This is a genomic window from Bradyrhizobium sp. 2S1 (assembly GCF_011516625.5).
In the GTDB taxonomy this organism is placed as follows: domain Bacteria; phylum Pseudomonadota; class Alphaproteobacteria; order Rhizobiales; family Xanthobacteraceae; genus Bradyrhizobium; species Bradyrhizobium septentrionale.
In genome coordinates this window covers 9,310,516-9,323,119 of the sequence record NZ_CP147717.1, presented here as the reverse complement: position 1 = coordinate 9,323,119, position 12,604 = coordinate 9,310,516, and the positions used below count along the sequence as shown (strand labels likewise).

Below are 12,604 nucleotides of genomic sequence, written 5' to 3'. Positions count from 1 at the left end.
ATGCAGGACGAACCGACACCCACCGAACTGATCAAGGCCGTCGCCGATTTCCTGCGCACCGAGATCGCGCCTGCGATCAAGGGGCACAACAGCTTCAAGCTGCGCGTCGGCATCAACGCTCTCGATCTGGTGACGCGGCAGCTTGCGTTTGCCGAGGCGGGCGATACGACCGAGGCCGCGCGGCTGAAGCAGCTCCTTGGTGCGGATGGTACGGTGATGGAGCTCAACGGCGCGCTGTCGGCGAAGATCGCAAGCGGCGAGGTCGATCTGAACACGCCGGGGCTATCGGAGCATCTCTGGCAGACCACGATGGACAAGCTCGCCGTCGATCAGCCGAACTATGCGTCCTACAAGAGGGAGTTGGGGAATAAGTAACTTTGGGTACGTTCCCCGGACGCTGCGCAGCGCGAAGCGGTGCGCTGCTGATCCGGGGTCCATCAGCCGCAGGTCCCGGCTCTGCGGCGCAGCGTTGTACGCTGCACCGCGTCCGGGACATGAGAGTCTTTTTACCGCCCCAGCCATTTCGGCGGCCGCTTCTCCGAAAACGCCTTCGGTCCCTCGATGTAATCCTGCGAGGTGGCCATCGCCTTCACCGCCGGATACTCGCGCTGCTCGGCGATCGCCTGTTCCAGCGATACTTCGAGACCGCGCTGGATCGCCTGCTTGGAGGCGCGGATCGACATCGGCGAGTTCTTGGCGATGGTCTCGGCCCAGCGCTCGGCGGCAGAAAGCGCCTCGCCCTGCGGCACCACCTCGTTGACGAAGCCAAGCTCGAGGCCTTCCTTGGCGCTGACATGGCGCGCGGTCAGGATCATGCCCATGGCGCGCTTCAGCCCGATCTGCCGTGGCAGCCGGTGCACGCCGCCGGCGAGCGCGGCAAGGCCGACGCGCGGCTCGGGCAGGGCGAAGGTCGCATTCTCGGAGGCGATGATCAGGTCGCAGGCCAGCGCGATCTCAAACCCGCCGCCCATCGCGACGCCGTTGACGGCGGCGATGATCGGCTTGTCGCAGTCGAAGCGGCTGGTGAGGCCGGCGAAGCCGCCCTTGTCCCAGCCGCGCTTGCCGCCGGCGGCCTGCCATTTCAGGTCGTTGCCGGCGCAGAACGCCTTGTCGCCGGCGCCGGTGACGATCGCGACCCACTGCTCGGGATCGGCGGAGAAATCGTCGAACACCTTGTTGAGCTCGAAATGCGCGTCGATATGCAGCGCGTTGTAAACCTCGGGCCGCGACAGCGTCACGATGGTGATGGGACCCTTGCGCGTCACCCTGGAGAATTTCAGATCCATGTTGGCTCCCGTCGATTTTCTGTGGCGAAGAATATGTTGCGTATCCTAACGCCTGCGCGCCGTCCCGTGCCATCCAATTACGCAACGCGACCGCAGGCGCCATCGGCCTGCTTGACTTGGCCTGTCGCTTCTCACCTTAATCGATCCGAACGCGTGTTTGCGATAGCGCCTAGACGCAAAATCAAAATCAACGAATTTTCCGGGAGAGACGACCTTGGATTTCAATCTGCCGGCTGACCTGACAGCCTATCTCGCCGAGCTCGACCGCTTCATCGAACGCGAGATCAAGCCACTGGAAGCGGCTGATGACAACATCCGCTTCTTCGATCATCGCCGCGAATGGGCGCGTACCGATTTCGACAAGGGCGGCCTGCCGCGCCATGAATGGGAGCTGTTGCTGCGCAAGGTCAAGAACTTGGCCGACGCCGCCGGCCATCTGCGCTTCGCTATCCCGAAGCGCTATGGCGGCAAGGACGGCTCCAATCTCTGGATGGCTGTGATCCGCGAACATTTTGCCTCGAAGGGGCTCGGCCTGCACAACGACTTGCAGAACGAACACTCCATCGTCGGCAATCTGCCGATCGTGACCATGCTCGACCGCTATGGAACCGACGAGCAGAAGGCGATGATCGACGGCTCGATCACCGGCAAGTACCGCATCACGTTCGGCCTGACCGAGCCCGAGCACGGCTCCGACGCCACGCATATGGAAACCAGGGCGGTGCAAGCCACGCGCGACAACGTCAAGGGCTGGATCATCAACGGCGAGAAGATGTGGACGACAGGCATGCATGTCGCGACCCATTGCGCGCTGTTTGCCCGTACCTCGGGCAATGACGGCGATGCGCGCGGCATCACCTGCTTCCTGGTGCCGGCGAAATCGGCGGGGGTGAAGGTCGAAGAGTATATGTGGACCTTCAACATGCCGACCGATCATCCCCGCGTCAGCTTCACCGACGTGTTCGTGCCTGAAGATGCGCAGTTCGGCGAGGTCGGTCGCGGCCTGTCGCTGGCGCAATGTTTTGTCCATGAGAACCGGATCCGTCAGGCCGCAAGCTCGCTCGGCGCTGCCGTGTATTGCATCAACGAAAGTGTGAAATATGCGCGCGAGCGAAAACCGTTCGGCAAGGCGCTGGCCGAGAACCAGGCGATCCAGTGGCCGCTGGTCGAGCTTGCGACCCAGGCCGAGATGCTGCGGCTGTTGATCCGCAAGACCGCCTGGGAGATGGATCAGCTGACTCAGGCGCAGGTCGAGCACACGCTGTCGGACCGGGTCTCGATGTGCAACTTCTGGGCAAACCGTCTGTGTTGCGAGGCCGCCGACCGCGCGATGCAGGTGCATGGCGGCATGGGCTATTCGCGCCACAAGCCGTTCGAGCACATCTATCGCCACCACCGCCGTTATCGCATCACCGAAGGCAGCGAGGAGATCCAGAAGCGCAAGGTGGCGGGCTTCCTGTTCGGCTATATGGGAGCCGGCAAGCACTGAGGGATAAACGAGGGAGCGGGTCGACATGGAAGGTGGATGCACCTGCAGAAACGTCCGCTACCGCCTGACCGGCAGGCCGCTGATCGTGCATGCCTGCCACTGCACGTGGTGCCAGCGCGAGACCGGCACCGTGCATGCGCTCAACGCGATGTACGAGGCCGAGCGGGTCGAGCACATCGCGGCCGAGCCCGAGATCGTCGACACGCCGTCGGCGAGCGGCAAGGGGCAGAAGATCGCGCGCTGCCCGATCTGCAAAGTCGCGGTGTGGAGCAATTATCCGGGCTCGGGACCGGCGGTACGCTTCGTCCGCGTCGGCACGCTGGATGATCCGAGCCAGTTCCCGCCCGATGCGCACATCTTCACGTCGTCCAGGCAGCCCTGGGTGACGTTCTCGCCCGGCGCAAAGGTGTTCGCCGAGTATTACGATCGGAAAGCGGTCTGGCCGGAGGAAGCGCAAGAACGCTGGCGCGTCTTGCGGGAGAGGATGAAGAAGGCGTGAGGGGAGCCTCTCTCTCTCTCTCTCTCTCTCCATCGTCGTCCCGGCGAAGGCCGGGACCCATAGCCACGACAGGCTATTGGTTGAACGAGATGTGGCCCCAGCGTCTCACCACCACAAACAACGGTGGTTATGGGTCCCGGCTCGCGCTTCGCTTGGCCGGGACGACAGAGGAGGCTAATTCACCTGCCGGTCCTTGCCCGTCCAATACGGATCACGCAAATTCCGCCGCAGGATCTTGCCCGACGGATTGCGCGGCAGCGCGGCGATGAAGTCGACCGATTTCGGCGTCTTGTAGCCCGCGATCCGCTCGCGGGTGAAGTTGATGATGTCGGTGGCCGTCGCACTCTTGCCCGGCTTCATCACCACCACGGCCTTCACCGCCTCGCCCCATTTGTCGTCGGGGATGCCGATCACGGCGGCTTCGGCCACGTCGGGGTGGTCGCACAGCGCGCTCTCGACCTCGGCCGGATAGATGTTCTCGCCGCCGGAGATGATCATGTCCTTGATGCGGTCGTGGATGTAGAGATAGCCGTCACTGTCCATGTAGCCGGCATCGCCGGTGCGCAGCCAGCCGTCATTGTCGATGGTGCGCGCGGTGGCCTCGGGCAGATTCCAGTAGCCGACCATGTTGGAGCCGGAACGGGTGGCGATCTCGCCGACTTCGCCCGGCGGCAGCGGCTTGCCGTCCGGATCAAGGATCGCAAGCTCGATACCGGGCAGCGCCTTGCCGGCCGAGCGCATCCGCTCGAGCCCCTCGATGTGGTCTTCCGGCGGCAGTGCCACGATGGTGCCGGTGGTCTCGGTCATGCCGTACATCTGCACGAAGCCGCATTTGAAGACCTCGATGCATTCCTTGAGCAGCGCCGCCGGGATAGGCGAGGCGCCATACAGCATGTACTTCAAACGGGAGAAGTCGACCTGCCGCGCGCGCGGCTGCCGCACCACGAACTGCATTGCGGCCGGCACCATGAACAATTTGGTGATGCCGGACTGCTCGAAGAAATCGAGCACCTTGGTCGGGTCGAATTCGCGCGCGATCACGCCACGGGCGCCGTGATAGAGCCCCATCACGCCCCAGCCGGAGCCGCCGATGTGGAAGATCGGCATTGCCACCAGCGAGACGTCGTCGGTGGTCCAGCGGTTCCATTCCGGCTTCTCGGCCTCGTTGCCGCTCTGCACGAGGTTGAGGAAGTTGGCGTGCGACATCATCGCGCCCTTCGGCTTGCCCGTCGTGCCCGAGGTGTAGAGCTGGATCGCGATGTCCGTCGGCTCGAGCGGGACGCGGGGGGTCATCGTCGCTCTGCGCGCCGCGCCAGGCGAGATAGTCGGGCCATTCCGGCGCGCCGCCCTCGGTCGTGATGACGGTGCGAACGCTGGGCAGCTTGTCCCTGATGTTGCGCGCTTGCGTGACGAATTCGGGGCCGACAAACAGGATCGGTGCCTTGCAGTCGTCGACGATGAAGGCGACCTCGGGGCCCGCCAGCCGCCAGTTCACCGGCGCCATCACCACGCCGGCCTTCATCGCGCCCATCAACAGCTCGAAATAGAAGTCGCTGTTCTTGCCGAGATAGGCGATGCGCTCGCCTTTTTTGACGCCCATCGCGATCAGCGCGTTGGCGACACGGTTGGTCTTGATGTCGAATTCGGCGAAGCTGGTTTGCCGTCCCTCGAACTCATAGGCCAGCGCATCGCCGAGACTGCTGGCGCGGTCGCGCACCATGTCGGCAAGGTTGGTCAGTTTCGGCGCAGCGGACATGTTTCCCCCGTGACGACTTGTTTTGGTTGCGCGGAGTGTGGCGGCATCCGGCAGCAAAGACAATACGGGGGAAGTGGCTGCGATGTTTCAACATCGTCGTCCCGGCGGAGGCCGGGACCCATTACCACAAATGCGAGTGTGGTGCGATGCTGGGGCCCCAGCGAGCTCAACGACGCGCAGCGGTGGTTATGGGTCCCTGCTTTCGCAGGGACGACAGTTGAGGTTGAGGCGCGAGCTGTCGCGTCAGCCGCGCGCCGCGCGGTCCTTCTCGTTCTGCGCCTTGATCGACTCGCGCGCCTTGGTCCAGTCATCGTCGCTCCAGTCGCGCAGCTGGTAGAAATTGCCGCCCATCGCGAGCGCCTGGGCGCCGTCCATGGCGATGGTCTCGCCGTTGATCCAGTCGCAGCCGCCGGAGATCAGGAACACCGCGAGGTTCTGCAACTCCTCCATGGTGCCGACGCGGCCCATCGGGTTCATCGCCTTGGTGCGCGCGCCGGCCTCGTCGCCGGGCTTGATACGCTTGCTCATGCCTTCGGTCGGGATCTCGCCGGGCGCGATGGTGTTGAGGCGGATGCCGTGGCGGCCCCATTCGATCGCAAGCGACATGGTCATGGCGTGGATCGCCGACTTGCTCATCGCCGACGGCACCACATAGGGCGAGCCGTTGCGCACCCAGGTCACCGTGATCGACACCACATTGCCGCGATGGCCGCCGGCGATCCAGCGCCGGCCCACCGCGTGCGTGACGTAGAAGGTGCCGTGCATCACGATGTTGGCCACTGCATCAAATCCGCGCGCGGAGAGCTCTTCCGAGCGCGAGATGAAATTGCCGGCGGCGTTGTTGATCAGATCGGTGAGCGGACCGCTGGTGGTCCAGATCGCCTCGATCATCTCGTCGACCGCCATGGCATTGCGGATGTCGACGCCATGGCTGACCACGCGTCCGCCATGCTCGGCCATCAATTCGGTGGCGGTTTCGTCGCAGACGCTCTTGCGGCGGCCGCAGATGTGCACCTCGGCCCCGAGCTGCAGGAACCGCGAGGCCATGGCCTTGCCGAGGCCGGTGCCGCCGCCGGTGACCAGGATGCGCCGCCCGGTAAGAAGCTGATCAGAGAACATCGTTTCCTCCACGGGGGTTGTCAGTTAATTGGTCGATTGACTAAAAGCGGACAACGGCCTTTGTGTAAAGCGCCATCAAGGAACAGCGGAGGAGATTTCAATGCAAGATCGCGTTTCGATATCGATTTCGGACGGTATCGCCGATGTCCGCCTGGTGCGGGCCGACAAGATGAACGCGCTCGATGCCGCGATGTTCGAGGCATTGGTCGCCGCAACCGACCGGCTTTCAAAGGAAAAAGCCGTTCGGGTGGTGGTGCTATCAGGCGAGGGCCGGGCGTTTTGCGCCGGGCTCGACATGGGGCGGTTCGCCGCCATGAAGGACGGCGGTAACGGGGTGCCGGGTGGCGAGAACCGTGACCTCACGATCCGCACCCATGGCAAGGCCAATTTCGCGCAGCAGGCGGTCTGGGGCTGGCGCCAGCTTCCGGTGCCCGTGATCGCCGCGGTTCATGGCGTCGCGTTCGGCGGCGGTTTCCAGCTCGCGCTCGGTGCGGACATGCGCTTCCTTTCGACTGATGCGCGGATGTCGATCATGGAAATCAAATGGGGCCTGGTGCCCGACATGGCGGGCACGCCGATCCTCGCGAGCCTGGTGCGCGACGACATCCTGCGTGAGCTCACCTACACCGGCCGCATCTTCTCGGCGCAGGAAGCGCAGAGCTACGGCCTCGCGACCCGCGTTTGCGACGACCCGCGCGCTGCCGCGCTGGAAGTCGCGCGCGAGATCGCCGGCAAGAGCCCGGATGCCATCCGTGCCGCCAAGCGGATGCTGAACAATCTGTCGGTCGATCCGGCAGCCGCGCTGCTGGCGGAATCCGTCGAGCAGCAGAAGCTGCTCGGCAGCCCGAACCAGACTGAATCCGTGCGCGCCAATCTGGAGAAGCGCGCGCCAAGGTTTGCGGATGCGTGAATCTCTCCGCCGTCATGGCCGGGCAAAAGCGCGAAGCGCGTCTTCGCGCAGATGTCCCGGCCATCTACGTCTTCGTTGCGGCGGTGAACACGTGGATCACCGGGACAAGCCCGGTGATGACGACAACTTCCAGCGTCGCTAACCAACAACGAAGAACAAGAACAACAGATGAGCGAAACGTCCCAACCCTTCCTCGGCATTATCAGCGGCGAGCGCCGGCGCGATCACGCAGGGGTGGCCGAGCGCACTGAGCGCATTGCCAGCGGCCTGAACAAGCTCGGCGTCAAGCCGGGCGACAGCGTCTGCATGCTGATGCGCAACGACATCGCCTTCATCGAGGCCGCCTACGCAGCGATGCGGCTTGGCGCCTATGGCGTGCCGATCAACTGGCACTTCAAGCCGGAGGAGATCAACTACGTGCTGACGGATTCCGGCACGCGCGTCCTGATCGGCCATGCCGACATGTTGCATCCGCTGCGCGGCGCGATCCCGCCTGACGTCACCGTGCTCAGCGTGCCGACGCCGCCGGAAATCCTCGCCAACTACAAGATCAATCCCGATCATCTGACGACGCCGGATTTCGCGATCGATTTCGAAGCCTGGCTCGCCCAGTTCCCGCGCTATGACGGCCCGGTGGTGCCGCAGCCGCAGAACATGATCTACACCTCGGGGACGACAGGCCACCCGAAGGGCGTGCGCCGCTTCGCGCCGACGCCCGAGCAGACCGCCAATGCGGAAGCGATGCGGGGGATGATCTACGGCCTGAAGCCGAGGGCACGCGCGATCCTGCCGGGGCCGTTGTATCATTCCGCGCCGAATTCCTTCGGGCTGCGCTCGGGCAAGCTCGGCGGCGCGCTGGTGCTGATGCCGCGCTTCGACGCGGAGCAATTTTTGGCGCTGATCGAGCGCGAGCGGATCGACACCATCTTCATGGTGCCGACGATGTTCATCCGCCTGATGAAGCTGCCGGAGGAGGTGCGCAGCAAGTACGACATGTCGTCGCTGCGCCACATCATCCACGCCGCGGCGCCGTGCCCTGCCGACGTCAAGCGCGCCATGATCGACTGGTGGGGAGGTGATCTACGAATTCTACGGTTCGACCGAGTCGGGCGCGGTGACGTTTGCAACCTCGGAGGACGCGCTGAAGAAGCCGGGCACGGTCGGAAAGATTTCGCCCGGCGCCGAGCTGCGCTTCATCGGCGACGATGGCCAGGAGGTGGCGCAGGGGCAGATCGGCGAAATCTATTCGCGGATCAAGGGCAATCCCGATTTCACCTATCACAACAAGTCCGAGAAGCGGGCCGAGATCGACCGCGAGGGATTCATCACCTCGGGCGATGTCGGCTATATCGACGCCGACGGCTATGTCTTCATCTGCGACCGCAAGCGCGACATGGTGATCTCAGGCGGCGTCAACATCTACCCGGCGGAGATCGAGGCGGTGCTGCACGCGGTCCCCGGCGTGCACGATTGCGCGGTGTTCGGCATTCCCGATGCCGAGTTCGGCGAGGCGCTGATGGCGGTGGTCGAGCCGCAGCCGGGCGTCACGCTGGACATCGCAGGGGTCCGCGCCCAGCTGAAGACCGCGCTGGCCGACTACAAGGTGCCCAAGCACATCGAGATCCAGACCAACCTGCCGCGGGAGGATTCCGGAAAAATCTTCAAGCGCCGGCTGCGTGACCCGTATTGGGAGCGGGCGGGGCGGAGGATTTAGGAGCACAAACTCGCTGTCGTCCCGGCGAAGGCCGGGACCTATAACCACGGATGCCTCTGCTTGCACGAGCCGTGGCCCCATCGGATGCCAACCTCGGGCATCGGTGGTTATGGGTCCCTGCTTTCGCAGGGACGACGGACAGTGGTGCACCGCCCCCAAGTTCATCTTGCGCTGCGGCAAAAAATGCGCACATTTGGAGCGAGCCCGGCAGCCTCTGGAGTAGCCAGCCATGTCTCCCCAGATCTTGCCTCCCCAGACCATGCCTTCCGAGACCGATCTCCAGGCCAGGCGCGCGGCAGAAGTGCAGGCGCAGGAGGAGGATGCACGGCTCCGGAACGACATCCGCCTGCTCGGCCGCGTCCTCGGCGACACCGTGCGCGACCAGGAGGGGGCCGACGTGTTCGACCTGGTCGAACGCATCCGCCAGACCTCGGTCCGGTTCCATCGCGACGAGGACAAGCTGGCGCGGCGGGAGCTGGAGGGCATCCTCGACGGCATGTCGATCGCCGAGACGCTGCAGATCGTCCGCGCCTTCAGCTATTTCTCCCACCTCGCCAACATCGCCGAGGACCAGAACAACATCCGCCAGATGCGCAGCCGCGGCCCGAGCGGGGCGCCGCGGCCGAGCACGCTGGAGCAGACGCTGGTCCATGCCCGTCAGGCCGGCATCAGCCCGGCCGACCTGCGCGATTTCTTCAGGAGCGCGCTGGTCAGCCCGGTGCTGACGGCGCATCCGACCGAGGTCCGCCGCAAGAGCACGATGGACCGCGAGATGGAGATCGCTGACCTGCTCGACCGCCGCGAGCGGCTGCAGATGACCCCGGAGGAGAGCGAGGCCAGCGACGAGCAGCTCCGCCGCGCGGTCGTGACGCTGTGGCAGACCAATCTCTTGCGCCGGACCAAGCTGACCGTGCTCGACGAGGTCGCCAACGGCCTGTCGTTCTACGACTACACCTTCCTGCAGGAGGTCCCGCGCGTGCATTGCGCGCTGGAGGACCGGCTCAACAAGGAGGGTGGCGAAGCGGGCGAACTCGCCTCGTTCCTCAGGATGGGAAGCTGGATCGGCGGCGATCGCGACGGCAATCCGTTCGTCACCGCCGAGGTGATGCGCGGCACGCTGCGGCTGCAGTCGAGCCGGGTGCTCAGCTTCTATCTCGAGGAGCTGCACGCGCTCGGTGCCGAGCTGTCGCTGGCGGCGTTTCTCGCCGACGTGTCGGACGAACTGCGGACCCTTGCCGAGCGCTCGCCCGACACCTCACCGCATCGCAGCGGCGAGCCTTATCGGCTGGCCGTCTCGGGCATCTATGCGCGGCTCGCGGCCACCGCCAGGAGGCTCGAGGTCGAGACCACGCGGCCGCCGGTTGGCAAGGCCGAACCCTATGCCAGCGTCAAGGAATTCCAGGCCGATCTCGACGTGCTCAATCGCTCGCTGATCGCGAACAATTCCGGCGTGATCGCGCGCGGCCGGCTGCGGCTGTTGCGGCGCGCGGTGGATTGCTTCGGCTTCCATCTGGCGCGGCTCGATATCCGCCAGAACTCGGCGGTGCATGAGCGCACCATCGCCGAGCTGCTCGATACCGCGAATTCCGGCATGTCCTATCTGGCGCTCGGCGAGGACGCCCGCGTCAGCCTGCTGCTCGGCGAGTTGCGCAGCGCGCGGCCGCTCGTCTCGCCCTTCGTCAAATATTCCGAAGAGACCCAAAGCGAGCTCGCCGTGTTCCGTGCCGCGGCGGAGGCCCATGCCAAATTCGGCCCCGAGGTGATCCCCCAGTGCATCATCTCGATGTGCAAGGGCATGTCCGACATGCTCGAGGTCGCGGTGCTTCTGAAGGAGGTGGGGCTGGTCAATCCGTCCGGCCGCAGCGCGATCAACGTCGTGCCGCTGTTCGAGACCATCGAGGATCTACAGGCCTCGAGCGGGATCATGGACCGCATGCTGGTGCTGCACGACTATCGCAAACTGGTCGACAGTCTCGGCAGCGTGCAGGAGGTGATGCTCGGCTATTCCGACAGCAACAAGGATGGCGGCTTCGTCACCTCGGGCTGGGAGCTCTACAAGGCCGAGATCGGACTCGTCGAGGTGTTCGAGCGCCACGGCGTGCGGCTGCGCCTGTTCCACGGCCGCGGCGGCTCGGTCGGCCGCGGCGGCGGCCCGAGCTATGATGCGATCATCGCGCAGCCCGGCGGCGCGGTGAACGGCCAGATCCGCATCACCGAACAGGGCGAGATCATCTCCTCGAAATATTCCAATGCCGAGGTCGGCCGCAGCAATCTGGAAATTCTCGCCGCGGCGACGCTGGAGACCAGCCTGCTGCAGCCGCGGCAGAGCGCGCCGCGTACCGAATATCTCAAGGCGATGGAGCAGCTCTCCGCGCTCGCCTTCAAGGCTTATCGTGGCCTCGTCTATGAAACCGAAGGCTTTGCCGACTATTTCTGGGGCTCCACCGTCATCAGCGAGATCGCGACCTTGAACATCGGCAGCCGTCCGGCCTCGCGCAAGAAGACCCGCGAGATCGAGGACCTGCGTGCCATCCCCTGGGTGTTCTCCTGGGCGCAATGCCGGCTGATGCTGCCGGGTTGGTACGGTTTTGGCGCGGCGGTGGAGACCTGGATCGCGGAGCATCCGGAGCAGGGCATGCCGTTCCTGCAGGAACTCTACCGGGAATGGCCGTTCTTCCGCACGCTGCTGTCCAACATGGACATGGTGCTGGCGAAGAGCTCGATCGCGATCGCCTCGCGTTATGCCGAGCTGGTGCCCGACGTCGCGTTGCGCGAGAAGATCTTCGGCCAGATCCGCCGCGAGTGGCATCTGTCGATCGAGACGCTGCTCGACATCATGGGCCACGACCGGCTGCTGCAAGGCAACCCGCTGCTGGACCGCGGCATCCGCAACCGTTTCCCCTATCTCGATCCGCTCAATCACGTGCAGGTCGAGCTCTTGAAGGAGCATCGCGCGCAGAACCCGGACGAGCAGGTGTTGCGCGGGATTCAGATCACGATCAACGGGATTTCGGCGGGGTTGAGGAATAGCGGCTAGCCACAGTGTCGTCCCGGCCCCCGTGCGCAATCGCGCACTAGGGCCTGTTTGGATTCATCTTGAATTTATCACAGCGGCGGTGAGATTGATCATGGCTTCGAAGCTGATATCTGTTTTGTCGGCTCGCATGGCGATCCGCTTGAATTCCTTGAGCTTGCAGAAGAAATTTTCGATCAGATGTCGCCATTTGTAGATTTCCGCGTCGATGGCGAGAGGTTTTGCGCGCCGCGGGTGCTGGGAGATGACGACCTTGGCGCCGCGTGCGTCGAGGTCGGCAATGATGGCGTTGCTGTCGAACGCCTTGTCGGCGATCATCGCATCGAAGGTCAGCCCTTCGATCAACGGCGGGACGCCGACCGTGTCGAAGCGCTGTCCTGGCAGCAGCACGAAACGCAGGAGATTGCCGAGCGCGTCGGTCAGTGCCAGGATTTTGGTGGTCATTCCGCCTTTCGAGCGGCCGATCGCCTGGTTTTGCGTCCCCCTTTTGCGCCCTGTCCGTGGCGGTGGACTTTGACGATGGTGGCATCAACCATGACGTACTCCATGTCCGGCTCGTCCGAGACCGCATCAAACATGCGCTTCCAGACGCCCGCCTTGGCCCAGTCGCGGAAGCGCGTGTACACGGTTATCCAGTTGCCGAAGGCGCGCGGCAGATCGCGCCACGGACTGCCCGTGCGCGCAATCCACAGCACGGCTTCGACAAACAGCCGGTTGTTATTGCCGCTCCGGCCGGGATCACCCGGCTTGCCAAGACAAAGCGGCTCCATCTTCGCCCATTGGGCATCAGTCAAAAC

7 protein-coding genes and 3 pseudogenes are annotated in these 12,604 nt (G+C 64.4%); 6 read left to right on the top strand and 4 right to left on the bottom strand.

The features are described 5' to 3' along the window. Entirely contained in the window at positions 1-375 is a 375-nt protein-coding gene (locus HAP54_RS44545) for a DUF6285 domain-containing protein (RefSeq protein ID WP_166297768.1), read from the top strand. Between the two features lie 131 nt (positions 376-506). Here the strand turns inward: HAP54_RS44545 and HAP54_RS44540 are convergent, their stop codons facing one another. Then, a complete protein-coding gene (locus HAP54_RS44540; RefSeq protein WP_166297767.1) occupies positions 507-1,286 on the bottom strand; it encodes an enoyl-CoA hydratase-related protein in 780 nt (259 codons plus the stop codon). Between the two features lie 214 nt (positions 1,287-1,500). Between HAP54_RS44540 and HAP54_RS44535 the strand changes: the two genes are divergently transcribed. Further along, on the top strand, positions 1,501-2,775 hold the full coding sequence (locus HAP54_RS44535) for an acyl-CoA dehydrogenase family protein (protein WP_029083969.1): 1,275 nt from the start codon (positions 1,501-1,503) through the stop codon (positions 2,773-2,775). A gap of 25 nt (positions 2,776-2,800) precedes the next feature. Continuing rightward, entirely contained in the window at positions 2,801-3,274 is a 474-nt protein-coding gene (locus tag HAP54_RS44530; protein ID WP_166297766.1) for a GFA family protein, read from the top strand. Positions 3,275-3,448: 174 nt separating this feature from the next. On the opposite strand, the pseudogene HAP54_RS44525 reads toward HAP54_RS44530, so the two are convergent. Both HAP54_RS44525 and HAP54_RS44520 read right to left on the bottom strand, forming a co-directional pair. After that, positions 3,449-4,994 (bottom strand): annotated as a pseudogene (locus HAP54_RS44525) (fatty acid--CoA ligase). A 279-nt stretch (positions 4,995-5,273) separates the two neighbouring features. Continuing rightward, complete coding sequence (locus tag HAP54_RS44520; protein ID WP_166297765.1) at positions 5,274-6,149, bottom strand: SDR family oxidoreductase; 876 nt, start codon at positions 6,147-6,149, stop codon at positions 5,274-5,276. 100 nt (positions 6,150-6,249) lie between these two features. On the opposite strand from HAP54_RS44520, the gene HAP54_RS44515 reads away from it, so the two are divergent. The 3 genes and pseudogenes from HAP54_RS44515 to ppc all read left to right on the top strand — a co-directional run bounded on the left by HAP54_RS44515 (position 6,250) and on the right by ppc (position 11,810). Then, positions 6,250-7,059, top strand: a complete 810-nt coding sequence (locus HAP54_RS44515) for a crotonase/enoyl-CoA hydratase family protein (protein ID WP_166297764.1) — start codon at positions 6,250-6,252, stop codon at positions 7,057-7,059. A 168-nt stretch (positions 7,060-7,227) separates the two neighbouring features. Then, a pseudogene (locus HAP54_RS44510) lies at positions 7,228-8,773 on the top strand (acyl-CoA synthetase). 244 nt (positions 8,774-9,017) lie between these two features. Further along, positions 9,018-11,810 (top strand): phosphoenolpyruvate carboxylase, encoded by a 2,793-nt coding sequence (gene ppc / locus HAP54_RS44505; RefSeq protein ID WP_166307056.1) that lies wholly within the window; start codon positions 9,018-9,020, stop codon positions 11,808-11,810. A 54-nt stretch (positions 11,811-11,864) separates the two neighbouring features. Here the strand turns inward: ppc and HAP54_RS44500 are convergent. Next, a pseudogene (locus HAP54_RS44500) lies at positions 11,865-12,577 on the bottom strand (IS5 family transposase). Positions 12,578-12,604 lie beyond the last annotated feature (27 nt).

Excerpts from the sequence above, each read along its gene's own strand:
- HAP54_RS44545 (WP_166297768.1), top strand. The coding sequence starts at position 1 with ATGCAGGACGAACCGACACCCACCGAACTGATCAAGGCCGTCGCCGAT.
- HAP54_RS44540 (WP_166297767.1), bottom strand. The coding sequence starts at position 1,286 with ATGGATCTGAAATTCTCCAGGGTGACGCGCAAGGGTCCCATCACCATC.
- HAP54_RS44530 (WP_166297766.1), top strand. The coding sequence starts at position 2,801 with ATGGAAGGTGGATGCACCTGCAGAAACGTCCGCTACCGCCTGACCGGC.
- HAP54_RS44520 (WP_166297765.1), bottom strand. The coding sequence starts at position 6,149 with ATGTTCTCTGATCAGCTTCTTACCGGGCGGCGCATCCTGGTCACCGGC.
- HAP54_RS44515 (WP_166297764.1), top strand. The coding sequence starts at position 6,250 with ATGCAAGATCGCGTTTCGATATCGATTTCGGACGGTATCGCCGATGTC.